Annotated in this window: 17 protein-coding genes; 4 read left to right on the top strand and 13 right to left on the bottom strand. The window is 50.3% G+C overall.

Annotated elements, in window-relative coordinates; all coding sequences use genetic code 11:
* Nucleotides 1-3 precede the first annotated feature (3 nt).
* From ACLJXE_RS02205 to apbC, 5 genes are all read right to left on the bottom strand, one after another.
* The gene (locus tag ACLJXE_RS02205) at nucleotides 4-2,490 is read right to left on the bottom strand and encodes a fimbrial biogenesis outer membrane usher protein (protein ID WP_410749978.1); all 2,487 of its coding nucleotides are present in this window, start codon (nucleotides 2,488-2,490) and stop codon (nucleotides 4-6) included.
* Between the two features lie 17 nt (nucleotides 2,491-2,507).
* A complete protein-coding gene (locus ACLJXE_RS02200; protein WP_410749977.1) occupies nucleotides 2,508-3,185 on the bottom strand; it encodes a fimbrial assembly chaperone in 678 nt (225 codons plus the stop codon).
* A gap of 63 nt (nucleotides 3,186-3,248) precedes the next feature.
* Nucleotides 3,249-3,788 carry a fimbrial protein YehD gene (yehD, locus tag ACLJXE_RS02195; RefSeq protein ID WP_410749976.1) on the bottom strand — a complete coding sequence of 180 codons (540 nt, stop codon included), beginning with the start codon at nucleotides 3,786-3,788 and terminating at the stop codon, nucleotides 3,249-3,251.
* A gap of 266 nt (nucleotides 3,789-4,054) precedes the next feature.
* Nucleotides 4,055-4,336 carry a DUF2574 family protein gene (locus tag ACLJXE_RS02190; protein WP_410749975.1) on the bottom strand — a complete coding sequence of 94 codons (282 nt, stop codon included), beginning with the start codon at nucleotides 4,334-4,336 and terminating at the stop codon, nucleotides 4,055-4,057.
* Between the two features lie 261 nt (nucleotides 4,337-4,597).
* Nucleotides 4,598-5,707 carry an iron-sulfur cluster carrier protein ApbC gene (gene apbC / locus ACLJXE_RS02185; protein WP_286629171.1) on the bottom strand — a complete coding sequence of 370 codons (1,110 nt, stop codon included), beginning with the start codon at nucleotides 5,705-5,707 and terminating at the stop codon, nucleotides 4,598-4,600.
* Between the two features lie 164 nt (nucleotides 5,708-5,871).
* On the opposite strand from apbC, the gene metG reads away from it, so the two are divergent.
* The gene (gene metG / locus ACLJXE_RS02180) at nucleotides 5,872-7,905 is read left to right on the top strand and encodes a methionine--tRNA ligase (RefSeq protein WP_410749974.1); all 2,034 of its coding nucleotides are present in this window, start codon (nucleotides 5,872-5,874) and stop codon (nucleotides 7,903-7,905) included.
* 106 nt (nucleotides 7,906-8,011) lie between these two features.
* Here the strand turns inward: metG and ACLJXE_RS02175 are convergent, their stop codons facing one another.
* Genes ACLJXE_RS02175 through ACLJXE_RS02165 form a run of 3 tightly spaced genes read right to left on the bottom strand, consistent with a single transcriptional unit; the run spans nucleotide 8,012 to nucleotide 10,930 of the window.
* The gene (locus tag ACLJXE_RS02175; RefSeq protein WP_286629168.1) at nucleotides 8,012-8,482 is read right to left on the bottom strand and encodes a DUF1456 family protein; all 471 of its coding nucleotides are present in this window, start codon (nucleotides 8,480-8,482) and stop codon (nucleotides 8,012-8,014) included.
* 46 nt (nucleotides 8,483-8,528) lie between these two features.
* Nucleotides 8,529-9,248 carry a two-component system response regulator BtsR gene (gene btsR, locus ACLJXE_RS02170; protein ID WP_005129174.1) on the bottom strand — a complete coding sequence of 240 codons (720 nt, stop codon included), beginning with the start codon at nucleotides 9,246-9,248 and terminating at the stop codon, nucleotides 8,529-8,531.
* The gene (locus tag ACLJXE_RS02165) at nucleotides 9,245-10,930 is read right to left on the bottom strand and encodes a LytS/YhcK type 5TM receptor domain-containing protein (RefSeq protein ID WP_410749973.1); all 1,686 of its coding nucleotides are present in this window, start codon (nucleotides 10,928-10,930) and stop codon (nucleotides 9,245-9,247) included. The genes btsR and ACLJXE_RS02165 overlap by 4 nt, the downstream gene beginning before the upstream one ends.
* A gap of 225 nt (nucleotides 10,931-11,155) precedes the next feature.
* Here ACLJXE_RS02165 and mlrA point away from each other — a divergent pair, with 225 nt between their 5' ends.
* Together mlrA and ACLJXE_RS02155 are read left to right on the top strand one after the other, a co-directional pair.
* A complete protein-coding gene (gene mlrA, locus ACLJXE_RS02160) occupies nucleotides 11,156-11,887 on the top strand; it encodes an HTH-type transcriptional regulator MlrA (protein WP_048211186.1) in 732 nt (243 codons plus the stop codon).
* A 51-nt stretch (nucleotides 11,888-11,938) separates the two neighbouring features.
* Nucleotides 11,939-12,046 carry a protein YohO gene (locus tag ACLJXE_RS02155; RefSeq protein WP_003027354.1) on the top strand — a complete coding sequence of 36 codons (108 nt, stop codon included), beginning with the start codon at nucleotides 11,939-11,941 and terminating at the stop codon, nucleotides 12,044-12,046.
* Here the strand turns inward: ACLJXE_RS02155 and ACLJXE_RS02150 are convergent.
* From ACLJXE_RS02150 to bglX, 5 genes are all read right to left on the bottom strand, one after another.
* Nucleotides 12,027-12,758: an ABC transporter permease gene (locus ACLJXE_RS02150; RefSeq protein ID WP_410749972.1), complete on the bottom strand. Its 732-nt coding sequence runs from the start codon at nucleotides 12,756-12,758 to the stop codon at nucleotides 12,027-12,029. The genes ACLJXE_RS02155 and ACLJXE_RS02150 overlap by 20 nt on opposite strands.
* The gene (locus ACLJXE_RS02145; RefSeq protein ID WP_286629165.1) at nucleotides 12,742-13,689 is read right to left on the bottom strand and encodes an ABC transporter ATP-binding protein; all 948 of its coding nucleotides are present in this window, start codon (nucleotides 13,687-13,689) and stop codon (nucleotides 12,742-12,744) included. The genes ACLJXE_RS02150 and ACLJXE_RS02145 overlap by 17 nt, the downstream gene beginning before the upstream one ends.
* Complete coding sequence (locus tag ACLJXE_RS02140) at nucleotides 13,682-14,875, bottom strand: ABC transporter permease (RefSeq protein WP_410749971.1); 1,194 nt, start codon at nucleotides 14,873-14,875, stop codon at nucleotides 13,682-13,684. The genes ACLJXE_RS02145 and ACLJXE_RS02140 overlap by 8 nt, the downstream gene beginning before the upstream one ends.
* Complete coding sequence (locus tag ACLJXE_RS02135) at nucleotides 14,863-15,780, bottom strand: ABC transporter substrate-binding protein (RefSeq protein ID WP_410749970.1); 918 nt, start codon at nucleotides 15,778-15,780, stop codon at nucleotides 14,863-14,865. Before ACLJXE_RS02135 ends, ACLJXE_RS02140 begins: the two co-directional genes overlap by 13 nt.
* A gap of 231 nt (nucleotides 15,781-16,011) precedes the next feature.
* Nucleotides 16,012-18,309, bottom strand: a complete 2,298-nt coding sequence (gene bglX, locus ACLJXE_RS02130) for a beta-glucosidase BglX (RefSeq protein WP_410749969.1) — start codon at nucleotides 18,307-18,309, stop codon at nucleotides 16,012-16,014.
* 232 nt (nucleotides 18,310-18,541) lie between these two features.
* On the opposite strand from bglX, the gene dld reads away from it, so the two are divergent.
* Nucleotides 18,542-20,254, top strand: a complete 1,713-nt coding sequence (gene dld / locus ACLJXE_RS02125; RefSeq protein ID WP_410749968.1) for a D-lactate dehydrogenase — start codon at nucleotides 18,542-18,544, stop codon at nucleotides 20,252-20,254.
* The last annotated feature ends 36 nt before the right edge of the window (nucleotides 20,255-20,290 follow it).

Below are 20,290 nucleotides of genomic sequence, written 5' to 3'. Positions count from 1 at the left end.
TCCTTAGCGGCAAATATAGACTGTATTCTCATCAATCACCTTATCGAAGGTAATCGTGCAGAATTGTCCCTGCTGTTTATTGACCGCGACGTGTACCGACGCGGGAATGTCGTTGGTGCGAATAAATATCCGGCTGCCCTGACCGACCAAACCGACATGATTACCGGCGTTATCTTCTACCTCATAGCCGAACGACAACGGAGAGCCGTCCGGTCGCTGGGCGAGGAAGTACAAGGGTTTACGCCGATCGGTTTCAAACTCCGTCATCACGACCGCGCCGCGATAGGGTACTGTGCCTTTTCGATTGCCCAGTAACGCCACATCACTATTACTGTCGGAAAGATCCAATATCAGCATATTTTCACGGTACGGCGTCAGACTGTCATAAACCGCGTAACCTTTGCTGTTGGTTGTCAGGTAACGATGTCCCTGCACCGCCGCGCCCTGTAATCCAGGCGCTTTAACAATGGCAAATGTATCCGAAAGCCGAGGAGCTAACGCGACACCCTCTGACCACACCACCAAACCACCCTGAATATTGCCGCTGGCCTGTTGATATTTATTCGATTGGCTATAACTGCTGCCAATGGTTGCCATAGGCGCGCGCCAGGCCAGGTTACCCCCCACCGTTGTCTCGCTCCCCTGCCGCTGATGACTGAAGTTAGCGCCGTAGTTGAATTGATCACGACTACCCGCTACACCGCTTAAGCTGGTGTTATTCGACTGATAACCATCATCATCAAATGTTGTTGAGTTAGAGACAAACAAATCGCGCCGCGGCGTAGAAATACCATCCTCCCACGAGAACGGAATGGAGATATACAGGTTAAAACGCTTATCCTCGTGATTATCCTCATCGTACGTCTGGCTAACGGAAAAGGTATAACTGATACGTTGCCAGGCGTTCGAATAACTCAACTGATAATCTTTGCCCGTCCCACTACGTTGCCAGTAGTCACGCCACAGGCCACTGGCCGTCAGGCCCCCCCAGTTTTCGGGTAATGCTTGATTGATATTAAGCGAAAAACTGTTCTTTCGACCAAAGTCATTCTGGTAATAATCCACAATGTCATAAACATCATTTTCATCATGCCTATAGCTATTTTTGTTATTCGCCCACACGTGATCGTTGAAGGTACGATAATCCTGCGAAGAGTAGCGATAACCCGCCAGCGCAAACTGTGTTCCGGTCTGTGCGATATATTTATTCCACGCAACCTGATAACTCTGCCCGTCAAAAACGCCATTATCCTGTTCGCTGTGCGAGTACGTTCCATCTACAGAAACCGCACCAATCGGCGTGTTCCATCCCGTGCCGAATACAAATGAAGAGTAGTTATCCGACAACATGGAACCGCCATATACCGTTAGCAGATTATTCAGTCCATACTGGTAACTACCCTGTATAAAATCAGACTGGTTGCTCGCGCCTTCGATGTTGCTACGTCCGGCGGCAAAATCATATTTCGCGACCCCCGCCTGCAACATATTGGGTACCGATGAATAAGGCACAAGGTAATGCCTTATCGAACCATCAGCCTCTTTAACACTAACGTCCAGATCCGCGCCGCCACCCGCAAGCTGCAAATCATCAATGGCGAATGGCCCCGGGGAGACCTCTTTCTGATAAATAACAAAACCGTTTTGTTCAATAGACACCAGCGCATTGCTCTGGGCTATGCCACGTACCACCGGCGTAAAGTGCTGTTTCGAATTTGGTAACATTTGCATATCGCGCCAGATACGCACACCGCGAAACCGTACAGCATCAAAAATATCCGAGCCGGTATACATGTCCCCGGCACGCAATGTGCCAAGGATGGACGGGATACCCCGTTCCATATATAAGGTATTACTTTTCCATTCGCCGCTACCTTCGTTACCTTTCGTATAGTTGGCATTTGAATGCAGTTGCCAGTCCAGCAAATTCAATCCGCTGTTCAGATTGACATAGCTGCTTTTATCATTTCCGCCGAGTTTATAATTACTGTAATACTGGCTGGCATAATAGGAAGTATAAAATGCGTTAATTCCGCGATCCCAGGTTTCAGGCGGCATATATCCTGATTCATATTCAACTACATATGCCTGAGGCACGCTTAAATTCAGGATAAATTGCCCAATGTCATAACCAATACTGCCGCCCTGCACTGCTGCACGCAGCGGTACACAATCTACGCCTTTATCTGCTTTAATCCCTTCAGTACGAATACCAATTTGCTGCAACTGCGCCCAGGATAAGCATGTTGCATCCGGTTCGGATTTAATATTAATATCGTAATGACCGCGCCAATGGTTATTTAGATAAACATCCATTTCATATATGCCGGGCATCGGCTTGTCGCCATCAATGTGATAGCGAGAAATTTTCTCACCGTTCAAACCACCGATCATAAAGTGGGTATCAAACGTTTCTTCTTCAGCCCATACAGATAATGAAGTTGCCAGCACCGACAAGATGGTCAGTGTAATCGAATTGATCTTTGACATAGCCAGTCCTTGAGCTATTATTCAGTTTTTATTTTTTCACTCAAATAATTACCGTAATCGTCAATAAGCGTGATTTTGTAATGACTAACCATAGCGGTGGTGCTCAACTTTTTATCTGACCACGGAGCAAGTAACACTGTCTCGCTATTTATTTTAGTATGACCTACTAATTCAGGTATCGTTATCCAGTTTGCGGAATTGTTTTTGATATTAATACCACCACTGGCATATTTTATACTTAAGCGAGAAAAACTTTTTTCGTCCACACTGGTAATACCTTGCGGGCGATAAATAAATTTGATGCGATTCTGCATAGCAAATTTAATCATATTCTTACCTTCTGATTCCGCAGAATTAGGAGGAATATCTAACACATTAAGAAAAAAAAGGCTTTCGCGATCTTTTGGCAACGTATTCGTCAGTTGCTTAATTTTTAGCTGCTGGCCGGAACCACCGCTAACTTTTGCCACCGGCGGCGTCATCACAAACGGTACGTGAATTTTCTCCGGTGGCAGGCTGGTATCACCGTCGTCAATCCACGACTGGACCAGCGCACTGCGATTACCTTCATTCATTAACTGCACGGTAATTTCTTTTTTCTGTGCTGGATAAATGATACGCGTGCCGTAAATGTAAACGCCTCCCCATGCAGGCAATACTGTGCCAGCCAATAATAATACTATTATTTTTTTCATTATAATTATCCTTACTACGGAAATAATCGGCGACCAGAGCCGCCGACAAACAGGATAGTAATCTTAATCAGTAACAACAGTCATCGTCAGCGAAGAGGCAACATCACCCGCAGAGACAGCGGCTGAACCAATTTTCGCGTAACGTGCGCTAAAGTTCAGCGTATATTTATTATCTTCTGTTTTAGTTAACTCAATACCTGTATCGGGGTTAACCTGTTTTGTAAAATCATCACCATAGTAAACGGAGAAGCCTGCACCATTATTTGCTGCGGTATTTCGTGTAATATATTTATTAGTGCTATCAAATTGAGAACTGGAGAAAGTAATTTTCGGTGCTTTATCCCCCGTACATTCAACAGTTAATGGCACGGTGGTTTTATTTGAGTATCCGTCATAAACCCCTCCAGCACTTAAGGCATTTAGTCTGTCAGCACCAATCTGGTTCATACCAATGGTCGCCGTGGTATCACCCGTAAATTTACAGGTAGTCCCAACAACCTTACCAGTAATAATCAATTCACCCTGATCAGAATCAGCAGCAAATGCCCCAGTGCTCATAAATACAGTGGACAAAATAGCAACAGAAATAGTTGAACGTTTCATAGCGTCTTCCTTAGTGAATTAATTTCTATTTATTAAGAGGGTTTAACCCTTTAAATTAAATTCTCACACCAGAAACGTTACCGCAATGTAAACGCGTTGTTTTATTGATTTAAAACAAATAACAATCAGCAATATAATTGCAACAAATAAATTGCGCTAAACATTATATTTAGAATTAATAAATCAATACAATTAACTGCCCACGAATCATGTTAAAAATGAATAACAAAAAACGAATTATTCATATAAATAATAAATAGCGATACTTAGTCGTAATGATTTAGCACAATCTGTCGCGTTGCATCCCCTTGTACAGCCACAACCTCAGTTACTACGCCCCTGACAGATGTAGACACTACATCTGTCAGGTTTGAAAGGCGGGTCGTGTTGCCACACCGCTGCTGTAACTGACTATCCACAACATCAGCGCTGCAGGTAGGAACAGTAACGCTTCCACTAATCGTCAATGTTGCCGTATCAGAGGCGAAGACAGGGAATCCAACTCCATAACTCAAAACGATTATTCCCATCAGAAAACGGTTTTTCATTATTAACGTTATTCCTGTAGTTAACGTAAAACAGCATAAACACGGTTTGTTCAGTGAACTGTGCACGAAAAAATCCGTACAGATCAATTGAAATTGTAGATTAATGAAGCGAATTTGATCAATTCAAATGATGATTTACGACTTTTTTCAGATAAAAACGGGGTTTCATTAAGTCAGGATAAACAATAGGGCGTTACTTTTTTATCTAATATATTCACCGCATCAATAATGTATTGGTGCGGTGAATACCTTCAGAAGAGATTAAACCGCGCGGAAGGCAATTTCCCCCGGGATAACCTCTCCCTGCCAGTAGAGCTGTGCGGCGACACGGCCGGCCAGATCGCGATAAATCGCGGTAAACTCACTGTCAGGACGACTGATAACCGTCGGCATACCGCGGTCGAGATCTTCACGCAAGGAAATATGCAGCGGCATCTGTCCCAGCAGTTGGGTGTGATATTGCTCAGCCAGCTTTTGTGCGCCACCCGTGCCGAAAATTGGTTCATGATGACCGCAGTTGCTGCAAATATGCATGCTCATATTTTCAACAATACCCAGCACCGGTACTTCCACTTTTTCGAACATCACGATGCCTTTTTTCGCATCGATAAGCGCAATGTCCTGCGGTGTCGTGACCACTACCGCACCTGTTACCGGAATGTTCTGCGCCAGCGTCAGCTGAATGTCACCCGTACCCGGCGGCATATCCAGAACCAGATAATCAAGATCCGGCCATAAGGTCTCTTGCAGCATTTGTAACAACGCTTTGCTGGCCATTGGTCCACGCCACACCATCGCATTGTCATCAGTGACCAGATAACCAATAGAGTTCGTCGCCAGGCCATGAGACATGATCGGCGCCATATGGGTGCCATCTGGCGAGGTTGGGCGCTGATTTTCCGCACCGAGCATGGTCGGAATGGACGGACCATAAATGTCGGCATCCAGAATACCTACTTTCGCCCCTTCGGCTGCCAGCGCCAGAGCCAGGTTCACCGCAGTGGAGGATTTACCCACACCACCTTTGCCGGAACTCACAGCAATGATGTTTTTCACACCATTAATACCCGGCTGGTTTTTCACGCGTTTCAGCGTCGCGATATTGTGCGACAGCTTCCAGTCAATGGCTTTCGCGCCGGTGATGCGCAATAGATCGGCACTGCATTGCTCTTTTAACACTTCAAACGCGCTGTGCCAGACGAACGGCATCACCAGCTCAACGTGCAACGTGTCATCCATCCAGGCGACATGGTGCAACGCTTTTAACGTCGTCAGATTATGCTTCAGGGTTGAATGCTGAAAATTCGCCAGCGTCCCGGCGACCATGGCGCGCAGGGTTTCTGGTGATTTGGCCTGGGATTGTGCGTTCATCCCGACTCCTTTTTGTTGTTCTGAAAAGACGATTGTCAGCGAGTAGTTTACTCCAACCGCAACAATTATTCATTTAAGGATAAATGCCCTTATCACTTGGCGCAGTAATTACCATTTTGGTACTATCAAAGCCCTTTTCACTACAAAAGAAGTAATTGCCCACTATGACTCAAGTCGCGAAGAAAATTCTGGTAACGTGCGCGCTGCCGTACGCCAACGGCTCTATCCACCTCGGCCATATGCTGGAGCACATCCAGGCTGATGTCTGGGTCCGTTACCAGCGAATGCGCGGCCACCAGGTTAACTTCATCTGCGCGGACGACGCACACGGTACGCCAATCATGCTGAAAGCCCAGCAGCTTGGTATTACACCTGAGCAGATGATCGGTGAAATGAGTCAGGAGCATCAGACTGATTTTGCAGGTTTTGACATCAGCTATGACAACTACCACTCTACGCACAGCGAAGAGAACCGTGAGTTGTCCGAGCTTATTTACACGCGCCTGAAGGAAAACGGTTTTATTAAGAACCGCACCATCTCTCAGCTTTACGATCCGGAAAAAGGCATGTTCCTGCCGGATCGTTTTGTTAAAGGTACCTGCCCGAAATGTAAATCTCCGGATCAGTACGGCGATAACTGCGAAGTGTGCGGCGCAACCTACAGCCCGACCGAACTTATCGAGCCGAAATCCGTTGTTTCCGGCGCGACACCGGTAATGCGTGACTCCGAGCACTTCTTCTTTGACCTGCCGGCGTTCAGCGAAATGCTGCAGGCGTGGACGCGCAGCGGCGCGTTGCAGGAGCAGGTTGCCAACAAAATGCAGGAGTGGTTTGAATCTGGCCTGCAGCAGTGGGATATTTCCCGCGATTCTCCGTACTTCGGTTTTGAAATTCCGAATGCGCCGGGTAAGTATTTTTATGTCTGGCTGGATGCGCCAATTGGCTATATGGGGTCGTTCAAAAACCTGTGCGACAAACGTGGCGACACCGTCAGCTTTGATGAGTACTGGAAGAAAGACTCCGATGCGGAGCTGTATCACTTCATCGGTAAAGATATTGTCTACTTCCACAGCCTGTTCTGGCCTGCCATGCTGGAAGGCAGCAACTTCCGCAAACCGACTAACCTGTTCGTTCACGGGTATGTCACAGTAAACGGCGCGAAGATGTCCAAGTCTCGCGGGACCTTCATTAAAGCCAGCACCTGGCTGAAACACTTTGATGCTGACAGTCTGCGTTACTACTACACCGCGAAACTCTCTTCGCGCATTGATGATATCGACCTGAACCTGGAAGATTTTGTTCAGCGTGTTAACGCCGATATCGTCAACAAAGTCGTGAATCTGGCTTCTCGTAACGCAGGATTTATTGCTAAACGCTTTGACGGCATTCTGGCCACCGAACTGGCCGATCCGGCGCTGTACAAAACCTTTACCGACGCAGCTGCAGTCATCGGTGAAGCGTGGGAAAGCCGCGAATTCGGTAAAGCAATCCGCGAAATTATGGCGCTGGCCGACGTGGCGAATCGCTATGTTGACGAACAGGCACCATGGGTTGTCGCTAAACAGGAAGGCCGTGACGCCGACCTGCAGGCAATTTGCTCCATGGGTATTAACCTGTTCCGCGTCCTGATGACATACCTGAAACCGGTACTGCCGACGCTTGCTGAACGTGTTGAGGCATTCCTGAACAGCGACCTGACCTGGGATTCCATTGAGCAACCGCTGCTCGGTCACAAGGTCAACACCTTTAAGGCGCTCTACAACCGTATCGACATGAAACAGGTTGAAGCGCTGGTGGAAGCGTCCAAAGAAGAAGTGAAAGCCGCAGCCGCACCGGTGACCGGCCCGCTGGCGGATGACCCTATCCAGGACACCATCACCTTTGACGATTTCGCCAAAGTTGATCTACGCGTGGCGCTGATTGAAAACGCCGAGTTCGTGGAAGGTTCCGACAAACTGCTGCGTCTGACGTTGGATCTCGGTGGTGAGAAGCGTAACGTCTTCTCCGGTATTCGCTCTGCCTACCCGGATCCCCAAGCCCTGATTGGCCGCCAGACCATTATGGTGGCGAACCTGGCGCCGCGTAAGATGCGCTTCGGTATCTCTGAAGGGATGGTGATGGCAGCAGGCCCTGGCGGAAAAGACATCTTCCTGTTAAGCCCGGATGACGGTGCTAAACCAGGTCAGCAGGTGAAATAACAAAAAAGCCGGAGATAATCTCCGGCTTTTTTTCCGGCTGGCGGCTTCGCCTTTCCCAGCCTGCAAATCCCGTAGGCCCTGCAAACGCAACGCCACTGGGCAAAATTCACGACTTCGCGTTATGTACTCGTGCAGTTAAACCACGCAAGAAATAGCGCAAAAATTGGTCACCACATTCGCGATAGTTCTTATGCTCCGGTGCACGCATCATCGCGGTAATTTCCGGCATCGATACGCGAAATTTCTGTTCGGTCATGATGGCCAGAATATCATCGGTTTTCAGTGAAAACGCGATACGCAGTTTTTTCAGCACCGTATTGTTGTTAACACGACGTTCAATCGCCAGCTCCGGTGCAGAATCATCTTTGCCACGCAGATGATAGATAAGGCCGTTCAGGAAACCGGAGAGGATGATATCCGGGCAGCGAACAAACCCGTCTTCATCTTCTTTTGTCATCCAGGTGTCAAAACCTGCCGAGGTGGATTCCATCTCAGCAAGCGCAAGAATGCGCACCATGTCGTTATTGTTCGCTTTCAGGGTGTAGCGCAGGCTACGAAGAATATCGTTACTTAGCATAGAGCCTTCAACTGTCGATGATGCAATGGCGCGCAGTGTACCAGTTTTACAGGCCAATCGCCTCTTTTAGACTTTTGAGGTAACGACGGCTCACCGGGACAGTCAGTCCGTTACGTAAAATCAGCTCAGCCTGGCCATTATCTTCCAGACGAATCTCCTGCAAATGGGCCATGTTGACCAGGTATTGTCGGTGGCAGCGCAGCAGCGGAGTACGGCTCTCCAGTGTTCTAAGCGTCAGCTCGGTGAATCCTTCTTTGCCATCGCTACTGGTCACATAAACGCCGCTCATACGACTGCTGACAAACGCCACATCATCCATTTGCAGCAGATAGATTCGGCTATGACCACTACATGGAATGAACTTAAGCGCCTGCTGATGTTCCGGCAGTAACGACACATCCTGCTTCGTGCGCTCCTGACGTAAACGGATCAGCGTTTTCTCCAGCCGCGTTTCTTCAATCGGCTTAAGCAGATAATCAAAGGCATGCTCTTCAAAGGCTTTCACTGCATATTCATCAAAAGCGGTGAGAAAAACGATATACGGGCGATGCTCGGGATCAAGCATACCCACCATTTCCAGGCCGCTAATACGCGGCATCTGGATATCAAGGAACAGCACATCCGGTCGCAGCTTATGTACTGCACCAATGGCCTCTACCGCATTCGAACACTCTCCGACTATCTCGATGTCGCTTTGCTCCTGTAACAGGATCCGCAGGTTCTCCCGCGCTAACGGTTCATCATCGACGATCAGCACTTTGATCATGCCAGTTCCTCCAGGGGAAGTCGTAAAGTAATTCGGGTAAAGAGGTCAGGCTCACAGGCTACGCTGATACCAAAATCATCGCCAAACCGTTCCCGCAGGCGTTTGTCCACCAGACTCATTCCAAGCCCACTGGACTCAGTCGTGGGCTGATACAGTCCGGCATTATCTTCAATATCCAGCATCAGATACTGCCCTTCCTGACGAGCAGTGATAGAGACTTCTCCGGTATCAAGTAGCTGGGAAGTGCCATGCTTAATCGCATTCTCAACTATCGGTTGCAGAGTAAACGCAGGCAATTGCTGATGCGAAAGCGCTTCCGGGACCGTTAAGGTTACCTGCAGACGGGACTGGAATCGTGCCTTTTCAATTTGTAGATAGGCATTTACGTGTTCGATTTCATCAGCCAGCGTCACAATTTCCGACGGACGTTTTAAATTCTTACGAAAGAAAGTCGAGAGATATTGCACCAGTTGGCTGGCCTGTTCGCTGTCACGACGGATCACAGCTTTAATCGTATTCAACGCGTTAAACAGAAAATGGGGATTAACCTGCGCATGCAGGAGTTTGATTTCAGACTGAGTCAGCATCGCTTTTTGTCGCTCATATTGTCCGGCCAGAATTTGCGCGGAAAGCAACTGGGCAATCCCTTCCCCCAGCGTGCGGTTAATTGAGCTAAAGAGACGGTTTTTGGCTTCATACAGTTTAATCGTCCCCATCACCCGTTGGTTTTCACCACGCAACGGGATCACCAGCGTCGACCCTAATTTGCATTGCGGATGCAGTGAACAGCGATAAGGCACTTCATTACCGTCGGCATACACGACTTCTCCGGTTTCAATCGCCCGTTGGGTGTATGAAGAAGATATGGGCTTGCCTGGCAGATGATGGTCATCACCAATGCCGGTAAAGGCCAGCAACTTCTCGCGGTCAGTAATCGCCACCGCACCGATATCCAACTCTTCATACAGCACCTGAGCAACCTTCATGCTGTTAACCTCGTTAAATCCCTGTCGCAGAATCCCCTCCGTAGAGGCAGCAACTTTTAGCGCAGTGGCAGAAAACGCCGAGGTGTATTTTTCAAACATCGCGCGTTTGTCGAGCAGAATACGCATAAACAACGCTGCGCCAACGGTATTGGTCACCATCATCGGTGCGGCAATGTTACTGACCAGGTGCAATGCATTCTCAAAGGGGCGCGCAATCAGCAAAATGATGAGCATCTGCACCAGCTCGGCAACAAAAGTAATCGCACCAGCCGTCAGCGGGCTAAACACTTTATCAGTACGGCCTCGTCGAGTGAGTACACTGTGTACCAGCCCCCCAAGCAGGCCTTCCACTATCGTCGAAATCATGCAACTGAGTGCCGTCATGCCCCCCATCGAATAGCGATGAAGACCGCCGGTCAGGCCAACCAGCCCCCCAACAACAGGCCCGCCAAGCAGCCCGCCCATCACCGCGCCGATGGCACGGGTGTTCGCAATGGAGTCTTCAATATGCAACCCAAAGTAGGTGCCCATAATGCAAAAAATGGAGAAGGTGACGTAGCACAGAAGTTTGTGCGGCAGTCGGACAGTGACCTGCATCAGCGGGATAAACAGGCGCGTCTTGCTCATTAACCACGCGATAACGAGAAACACGCACATCTGCTGAAGCAGCAGCAACACCAGATTAAACTCGTACATACCCGCCAACCACACATTTCTTAAAAGCGCGTAACATACATGGGCTGCGCATAACTTTCTTTGAACTGTTGCAAAAAAACAGGAATTTGTGAGAACGATCACTCGAAAGCGCGAGTATGACGACAATCTCACCCTTCTTCTGATCAAAAAACAGACAAAACTACCTGGTTCGCAAAAGAGCGTCTAAAGTAAAACTGGGACCTCGCGAGCAAGAGTGAGACAACGATGGCGCTTTACACGATAGGTGAAGTGGCTTTGCTTTGTGATATCAACCCTGTCACTTTACGTGCATGGCAGAGGCGTTACGGATTACTAAAACCTCAGCGTACTGACGGGGGGCATCGCCTGTTTAACGATGCGGACATTGACAGGATCCGTGAGATAAAACGCTGGATAAATAATGGCGTTCAGGTCAGTAAAGTTAAAATGTTACTCAGCAATGAGAACATTGATGTGCATAACGGCTGGCGTGAGCAACAAGAAACGCTATTGAGCTATTTGCAAAGTAACAATTTGCACAGCCTCAGGTTGTGGATCAAAGAGCGTGGTCAGGATTACCCTGCGCAAACGCTCAATACACATTTGTTCATTCCTCTGCGACGACGTCTGCAATGCCAGCAGCCCATTCTTCAGGCGCTGTTGGGGATCCTTGACGGTGTGCTCATCAATTATATTGCGATTTGCCTTGCCTCGGCGCGTAAAAAACAGGGTAAAGATGCCCTGGTAGTCGGCTGGAATATCCACGATACCACCCGCTTATGGCTGGAAGGTTGGGTCGCCAGCCAGCAAGGATGGCGCGTTGATGTGCTGGCCCACTCGCTCAATCAGCTACGGCCCGAACTGTTTGAAGGGCGCACCCTGCTCGTCTGGTGTGGAGAGAACCAAACCCCTGCACAACACCAACAACTGGATGAGTGGCGCGCGTTAGGTCATGATATTTATCCACTCGGTATTTAATATTTTATTAACAAACGTGTACAATCCTTGAATTCACATAAGGAGTACAAAATGAGCGCAGCTAAAATCGGTGTTATAACCCTCTTCCTGCTGATGGCTATCGGTGGTATCGGCGGCGTGATGCTGGCAGGGTATACTTTTATTTTACGTGCCGGGTAAGGTAGTTCGCGAATCGCTCAAACCCGCGATCGATAATGACTGCGGCCAATGCGACCAGCAGCGCCCCCTGGATCACATAGGCGGTATTAAACCCGCTTAATCCAATAATAATCGGTGTTCCCAGCGTATTCGCACCAACGGTAGAGGCTATCGTTGCGGTGCCAATATTAATAATCACTGACGTGCGAATTCCGGCCAGAATAACCGGTGCCGCGAGCGGAAGTTCGACTTTGCGTAGCTGCTGCCCATGACTCATGCCCATCCCGCTGGCAATCTCTATTACGCTGGCAGAGATCCCTCCCAGCCCTGCCAGTGTTGCCTGTAAGATCGGTAACACCCCATACAGGATCAGCGCGATAATCGCAGGCTCCGGGCCAAACCCCATCACCGGTACAGCGATCGCCAGCACCGCAACCGGCGGAAAAGTTTGCCCCACGGCGGCAATCGTTTCGACCAAAGGTCTGAACTCTACTCCCCATGAGCGGGTTACCGCCACACCTGCCCCAACCCCAATAATGACAGCAATCAGGCTTGAAATACCCACCAGTGTGAAATGCGCAAATGCCAGCGCCGTAAAGCTCTCTTGCTGATAAACAGGACGCGGCAATTGGGGAAACAACGCGCTGAATAGTGCCTGGCTGTGGGGCAATCCCACCAGCAACACCAGGAACAGCGCAATGAGCCACAGCAGAGGATCACGCAGATGTTTCACCGTGCGGTGTCTCCGAAAGCAGATCGTGAAAATGCAGCGTACCGCGGGCCGCACCCTGAGCATTCACTACCGGCAACACATCACAGCCACGGGCGACAAAAACAGACAACGCATCACGTAACGTCATCTCGTCCACCAACGGCTCACCCGCCAACTGTTCACCACGACGGATAAAATCCCCCACCGTACGCAGCGACAGCAGCCGTACCCCCAGCTCAGTGTGGCCAAAAAAGGTCCGCACGAAATCATTAGCAGGCGCAGTCAACATCGACAGCGGCGTGCCTTGCTGCACCACCTTGCCCGCATCCATTAACACCAGGTGTTCCGCCAGTCTCAGCGCTTCATCAATATCATGCGTCACCAGCACGATGGTACGACCCAACAGACGATGGATACGGCTCATCTCCTGCTGTAGCGCACTGCGTGTTACCGGGTCCAGCGCGCCAAAAGGTTCGTCCATCAGCAGGACCTGAGGGTCAGCCGCCAGCGCGCGTGCTACACCGACTCGCTGCTGTTGACCGCCGGAAAGCTGATGCGGATAACGGTGACGCAAATCCGCTTCCAGCCCCAGCAACGCCATCAGTTCTTCTGTTCGGTCATCAATACGTGCACGTGACCACTTTTGCAGCTGTGGTACGGTGGCAATGTTCTGGGCGACAGTCCAGTGTGGAAATAAGCCAATCGACTGGATGGCATAGCCCATGCGTCGCCTTAGTTCCAGCACCGGCAGACTACGGATCTCTTCTCCGGCAAAACGAATCTGACCACTGTCATGCTCGACCAGCCGGTTGATCATTTTCAGCGTAGTGGACTTCCCCGACCCGGAGGTCCCAATTAATACCGAAAAACTACCTTCGCCTAAATGCAGATTGAGATCGCTCACGGCCTGTTGCTGGTTATAGGTTTTATTGACATGGCTAAATTCAATCATCGTTTGTCACCTTCAGCAGCGCTAAGCCTAAATCAAACAGTGCATCAATCAGCACTGCCAGTACCACCACCGGAATCACGCCCAGTAGCACTAAATCCACGGCGCTACTGAGTAGCCCTTGAAAGACCAGCGCGCCAAATCCGCCTGCACCAATCAATGCGGCAATGACCGCCATCCCCACCGTCTGAACCATCACCACCCGCAAACTGCGCAGGAAAATGGGTAGCGCTAACGGAAGTTGCACCGAAATAAAACGCTGACGCGCGCTCATCCCCATAGCCCGCGCACTTTCCAGCACATCACGCGGAACCTGATTCAGCCCGGCCACCACGCCACGAACCAATGGCAATAATGCATACAGCACCAGCGCAATCAGTGCGGGCGTCAGGCCCGTTCCCGCTACGCCGAGCGAGCCAAGCCACGGGAAATGCTTAACCAGTCCGGCAAGCGGTGCGATCAACAAGCCAAACAATGCGACGGAGGGGATCGTCTGGATGACATTCAGCACGGCAAATACTGGCCCCTGACGCGAAGCCGAAAAGGTGCACCAGATACCCAGCGGCACGCCAACACACAGCGCAGGCACCACAGTACCGAACAGAATAGTCAGGTGCTGCGCCAGAGCATCATCAAAGACATCCTGGCGGTTGGCATATTCTTTGAGCAAAGAAAGATCGTTAAGGGAACCGGACAGCAGCAGCGCCACTGGCACAATGACAATTTGTGCATGCAGTACCCAGCGCCACAGCGGCTGAGCGGTGATACGTCGAATGGCGTCACTGCCAGCGAGCAACAACACCCCTAACCCAAGCCAGAAACCGCTACCCAGACTGGTTCTGGCGACAGAAGTTCCTGTCTGAGCCAGATGCGTTGCCATTTTCCCGGCCATAAACAACGCCGCAATCACCAGTAACTGGACAACAACCAGCGTCAATACATTGCCGGATTTACCGGGTATGAAGCACAGAACCACGAGCAGTAAAAGGGTCGCCGCCAGTCCCCACACCATGTTGGGCCAGACCTCCCAGAGTTGGCGACCTTCACCGGAAACCAGACGATTAGGGGCATAACTGATGAAAGGAAGCGCGGCTGCGGCCACGGTCAGAACCACCAGCAGCAACAGCACACGATTAACTGATATCTTCGACACAACACTCACCTGCTGCAAATCCGTTACTTCACCCATCCTTTTTGCTTCAGGTAATCTGCAGCGACTTTTTTCGCATCCAGCCCCTCAACGGCGATACTGGCGTTGAGCTGCTGCAGCGTTTTTTCATCCAGACTGGCAAAAACCGGCTGTAGCCATTCCCCCATTTGCGGGTAATCCTTGAGTACCACGTCACGTACGACTGGCGCAGGTGCGTAAATGGGCTGAACCCCTTTGGGATCACTTAATGTTTGCAGCCCCAGCGCAGCAACGGGACCATCGGTTCCGTAAGCCATTGCAGCATTAACTCCGGAGGTCTGCTGCGCCGCAGCTTTAATTGTCACCGCCGTATCGCCCCCTGCCAGTGACAACAATTGGTTCTGATTGAGCGTGAAGTCATACGCTTTTTCAAATGCGGGCAGCGCATCTGCACGTTCAATAAACTCAGCAGAGGCAGCCAGTTTGAAAGTCCCCCCCTCTTTCAGGTAACGGCCTAAATCCGCAAGAGAGACAAGTTTGTTTTTTTCAGCGATATCCTGACGTACTGCAATAGTCCAGGTATTATTGGCTGGCGCAGGCGTAAGCCAGATCAGCTTATTTTGCTCAGCGTCCAGTTTTTTCACTTTCTCGAAACCTGCCTGCGCATTTTTCCACGCGGGGTCGTTTTCATCTTTAAAAAAGAATGCGCCATTACCGGTATATTCCGGATAAATATCCAGCTCACCGGAAGTGATGGCCCCACGCACCACGGGCGTAGTGCCCAGTTGTACTTTATTGACAGTTTTCACGCCGTGGCTTTCAAGCACCTGCAAAATAATATTGCCGAGCAGCGCCCCTTCGGTATCAATTTTTGACCCCACAGTGACGGGTGATGCGGCCTGTAAAGGCAAGCTTATCGTGGCCAGCAACGCCAGCGAACCCACCCATACCTTTGAGATTGTCATGCTGCTCTCCTCATCCTTTTGCTGCCCTTTTCAGAGACTTGAGGAAAAAGCATAGTTGAAAAATCCAGTCTTAACCTGGCTATTGGGGGGTAACACTGAGAGTTATTAGCGGTAAGGCGAGAACAAAATAAAAAAATCCGGCAAACCCAACGTGAATTTACCGGATGATACGATTTCGCAGGCCTGATAAACGTAGCGCTATCAGGCACTGCGCGTGGCTTTACTCACCAATTATAACAATTCAAACTCGCCCTGCTTCACTCTGGCGGAGTCTACGCCGATAAAGACGTTAAATTTGCCCGGCTCCGCATCGTATTTCATATGCTGGTTCCAGAACTTCAGCGCGTCAATATCAATGGGGAAACTGACGGTCTGGGTTTCACCTGGTTTGAGGTTCACTTTCTCAAAGCCTTTCAGCTGTTTGACCGGACGACTCATCGAGGCCGTCACATCCTGTAAATACATCTGAATGACTGTCGCACCTTCACGCTTGCCGGTGTTGGTTACCTGCACGCTGGCAGTCACGGTTCCGTCACGTTTCATTGTTGGTGCAGAGAGCTTCACATCAGACACGGTAAACGTGGTGTAGCTCAGGCCATAACCAAAGGGATATAGCGGGCCATTCGCTTCATCAAAGTAGCGCGATGTATATTTGTTCGGCTTATCGGCGTTATATGGGCGACCAGTATTAAGATGGCTGTAATAGACCGGGATCTGCCCCACCGATCGTGGGAAAGACATCGGCAGCTTACCTGACGGGTTATAATCGCCAAACAGCACATCAGCAATCGCGTTACCGCCTTCGGTCCCGGCAAACCAGGTCTCGAGGATCGCATCAGCCTGCTGATCTTCCTTCACCAGGGCCAGGGGACGACCGTTCATCAGCACCAGTACCAGCGGTTTCCCGGTTGCTTTCAGAGCAGCAATCAGATCACGCTGGCTTTGCGGGATAGTGATATCGGTTCGACTAGAGGCTTCATGCGCCATCCCCTGCGCTTCACCCACTACCGCAACAACCACGTCAGACTGTTTTGCCGCGTTAACGGCTTCATCAATCATCTCCTGCGGCGAGCGTGGGTCAACTTTCACCGCCTCTTCGTACAGGTTAAGGAAGTCCACAATACCTTTATCGTTGGTGATATTCGCCCCTTTGGCGTAGACCACTTTACCTTTATCACCTATGGCATTTTTAATGCCTGTCAGCACCGTGACCGACTGATCGGCAACACCCGCCGCAGACCAGCTTCCCATGACATCACGTTTGCTGTCTGCCAACGGTCCGACAACTGCCACGGTTGCTGTTTTTTTCAGAGGCAATGTTTCCAGACGGTTTTTCAGCAATACCAGGCTTTCACGCGCCACGTCACGGGCTTCTTTGCGATGCAAACGGCTTTCCGCGTTGGTGTCCTGTGGATCAGATTCTTTCGCCCCCAGGTGGCTGTACGGGTCGTTAAACAGACCCATATCATATTTTACATTCAGTACATGGCGCGCGGCATCGTCGAGTTCCGCCATCGTAACCTTGCCCGACTTAATCAGTCCCGGCAGGTACTTACTGTAGTATTCATCGCTCATACTCATGTTAATACCGGACGTGATCGCCACGCGCACAGCATCTTCGGGGTCGGACGCGGTTCCGTGCTTAATCAATTCTTTAATTGCACCGTGATCGGAAACCGTTATGCCTTTAAAGCCCCACTTATCGCGCAGCACGTCTTTGAGCAGCCAGGCATCAGAGGTCGCAGGCGTCCCATTCAGTGAATTAAGCCCCACCATTACCGCACCGCTGCCGGCATCCAGTCCGGCCTTGTACGGCGGCATATAGTCGTTGAATAAACGCTGCGGACTCATATCCACGGTGTTGTACTCTTTTCCGCCCTCAACTGCGCCATAAGCAGCGAAGTGCTTGACGCTGGTCATCACGGAATACCTGTCGGCCGGACTTTTCCCCTGCATCGCTTCCACCATGGTTTTGCCCATGATGGCAGTTAAATAGGTATCTTCACCAAAACCTTCAGACGCACGGCCCCAGCGCGGATCGCGGGAGACATCGACCATCGGCGCCCAGGTCATGTTCAGACCATCGTCTGCGGCTTCATAGGCAGAAATCCGGCCAACTGTTCTGACCGCATCAAGGTTAAAAGAGGATGCCAGTCCAAGGCTTATCGGAAACACGGTACGTTGACCGTGCAGCACGTCATAGGCGAAAAAGAGAGGGATTTTCAGGCGGCTGAGTTCCATAACCTGATCCTGCATCTTACGGATATCCTGGCGAGTGACGGTATTAAAAATCGCCCCAACCTGTCCGTCTTTGATCATCTCACGGATGGCTTCTTTCGGGTTATCAGGTCCGACGCTTATCAAACGCAATTGCCCAATTTTCTCATCCACGGTCATCTGTTTGAGTAAATCGGTCACAAACGCATCCCGCGCTTCAGGCGTCAGTGGATGGTTACCAAACAAGGTGTCCGCCAGCGCTGGTTGCAACGCCAGGCCCACCGCGACACCTACAGAACATAGCCATTTCATGTTGATTCTCTCTTAATTTCTACCCGACGAGGCAGCGAAAATATAACAAAAACCGCAGCTTGCCGTAAGCCTAAACGGGAGTGGGGAAGAAAGCTAAGGATATTCTCTGAATTTTCAAAACCAGCATGAATCAGTGGGATACAACACAGAGACAATGCGAATGAGAAAGCGTATTGTCATACATAGCGCTATGCTTGTTCCTGATATTGAGTCCCACCACAAGGAGTGGAGAATGTCTTCCATTACAACAACTGATAATAAAGCGTTTCTGACTGAATTGACCCGCCTGGTCGGCCATTCACACCTGCTCACCGAACCGGCCAAAACTGCCCGTTATCGTAAAGGCTTCCGCTCGGGCCAGGGCGATGCGCTCGCCGTCGTTTTTCCCGGCTCGCTACTAGAACTGTGGCGTGTCCTCAACGCCTGCGTCTCGGCTGACAAAATAATCCTGATGCAAGCCGCCAATACCGGTCTGACCGAAGGCTCTACGCCTAGCGGCAATGATTACGATCGCGACATCGTTATCATCAGCACTCTGCGCCTCGACAAGCTGCACGTCATCGGCAACGGTGAACAGGTACTGGCTTATCCCGGTACGACACTTTATTCGCTGGAAAAGGCGCTCAAACCTTTTGGTCGTGAACCGCATTCGGTGATCGGTTCTTCCTGTATCGGTGCTTCCGTTATCGGCGGTATCTGCAACAACTCTGGCGGCTCGCTGGTACAACGTGGTCCGGCATACACAGAAATGTCGCTCTTTGCACGCATTGATGAGCAGGGCAAGTTACAGCTGGTTAACCATCTGGGTATTGAACTGGGTCAGACTCCGGAGCAGATCCTCAGTAAACTCGACGATGAGCGGATCAAAGATGATGATGTCCAGCACGATGGGCGTCATGCACACGATCATGATTACGTCACCCGCGTCAGAGATATTGAGGCCGATACGCCGGCACGCTATAACGCAGACCCTGAGCGATTGTTTGAATCTTCTGGTTGCGCCGGAAAGCTTGCGGTGTTCGCCGTGCGCCTGGATACCTTTGAGGCTGAGAAAAACCAGCAGGTCTTTTATATCGGTACCAACCAGCCAGAAGTGCTGACTGAAATCCGTCGTCATATTCTGGCCAAATTTGAACATCTGCCGGTCGCGGGTGAATATATGCACCGCGATATCTATGACATCGCCGAAACCTATGGCAAAGATACGTTTCTGATGATCGACAAACTCGGCACTGACAAAATGCCGTTTTTCTTTACGCTGAAAGGCCGCACCGATGCGATGCTGGAAAAAGTGAAAATTTTCCGCCCGCACTTTACCGACCGCGCGATGCAGAAATTTGGTCATTTATTCCCCAGCCATTTACCGGCACGGATGAAAAGCTGGCGTGATAAATACGAACATCACCTGCTGTTAAAAATGGCCGGTGGCGGTGTAGCAGAAGCACAGAGCTGGCTGACTGAGTTTTTCAAAACTGCTGAAGGTGATTTTTTTGCCTGTACACCGGAAGAAGGTAGCAAGGCATTTTTACACCGCTTCGCGGCGGCGGGCGCGGCCATTCGCTATCAGGCCGTCCATGCGGATGAAGTGGAAGATATTCTGGCGCTGGATATTGCGCTGCGCCGTAACGATACCGAATGGTATGAGCACCTGCCGCCGGAAATAGACAGCAAGCTGGTGCACAAACTCTACTACGGCCACTTTATGTGCTACGTCTTCCATCAGGATTACATCGTCAAGAAAGGCGTGGATGCTCACGAACTGAAAGAGCAAATGCTGGTGTTACTGCGTGAGCGCGGGGCACAATATCCTGCAGAACATAACGTGGGACATCTGTATAAAGCACCAGAAACATTGACGCGTTTTTATCGCGAGAACGACCCGACCAACAGCATGAATCCAGGTATTGGCAAGACCAGTAAGCAGAAGTTCTGGAAAGAATCGTAGGCCCGATAGCGTAAGCGCCATCGGGCTCGTTGCCCG

The sequence above is a fragment of the Citrobacter sp. U14242 genome (genome assembly GCF_046555775.1).
In the GTDB taxonomy this organism is placed as follows: Bacteria; Pseudomonadota; Gammaproteobacteria; order Enterobacterales; family Enterobacteriaceae; genus Citrobacter.
The sequence above is the reverse complement of the archived record's forward strand: the minus strand, read 5'-3'. Positions and strand labels throughout refer to the sequence as shown.

Coding starts and splice junctions, on each gene's coding strand:
- yehD (WP_410749976.1), bottom strand. CDS start 3,788: ATGAAACGTTCAACTATTTCTGTTGCTATTTTGTCCACTGTATTTATG.
- ACLJXE_RS02155 (WP_003027354.1), top strand. CDS start 11,939: ATGAGCGCAGCTAAAATCGGTGTTATAACCCTCTTCCTGCTGATGGCT.
- ACLJXE_RS02145 (WP_286629165.1), bottom strand. CDS start 13,689: ATGATTGAATTTAGCCATGTCAATAAAACCTATAACCAGCAACAGGCC.
- dld (WP_410749968.1), top strand. CDS start 18,542: ATGTCTTCCATTACAACAACTGATAATAAAGCGTTTCTGACTGAATTG.
- ACLJXE_RS02190 (WP_410749975.1), bottom strand. CDS start 4,336: ATGAAAAACCGTTTTCTGATGGGAATAATCGTTTTGAGTTATGGAGTT.
- metG (WP_410749974.1), top strand. CDS start 5,872: ATGACTCAAGTCGCGAAGAAAATTCTGGTAACGTGCGCGCTGCCGTAC.
- apbC (WP_286629171.1), bottom strand. CDS start 5,707: ATGAACGCACAATCCCAGGCCAAATCACCAGAAACCCTGCGCGCCATG.
- ACLJXE_RS02175 (WP_286629168.1), bottom strand. CDS start 8,482: ATGCTAAGTAACGATATTCTTCGTAGCCTGCGCTACACCCTGAAAGCG.
- ACLJXE_RS02200 (WP_410749977.1), bottom strand. CDS start 3,185: ATGAAAAAAATAATAGTATTATTATTGGCTGGCACAGTATTGCCTGCA.
- ACLJXE_RS02205 (WP_410749978.1), bottom strand. CDS start 2,490: ATGTCAAAGATCAATTCGATTACACTGACCATCTTGTCGGTGCTGGCA.
- ACLJXE_RS02140 (WP_410749971.1), bottom strand. CDS start 14,875: ATGGGTGAAGTAACGGATTTGCAGCAGGTGAGTGTTGTGTCGAAGATA.
- btsR (WP_005129174.1), bottom strand. CDS start 9,248: ATGATCAAAGTGCTGATCGTCGATGATGAACCGTTAGCGCGGGAGAAC.
- ACLJXE_RS02165 (WP_410749973.1), bottom strand. CDS start 10,930: ATGTACGAGTTTAATCTGGTGTTGCTGCTGCTTCAGCAGATGTGCGTG.
- mlrA (WP_048211186.1), top strand. CDS start 11,156: ATGGCGCTTTACACGATAGGTGAAGTGGCTTTGCTTTGTGATATCAAC.
- ACLJXE_RS02135 (WP_410749970.1), bottom strand. CDS start 15,780: ATGACAATCTCAAAGGTATGGGTGGGTTCGCTGGCGTTGCTGGCCACG.
- bglX (WP_410749969.1), bottom strand. CDS start 18,309: ATGAAATGGCTATGTTCTGTAGGTGTCGCGGTGGGCCTGGCGTTGCAA.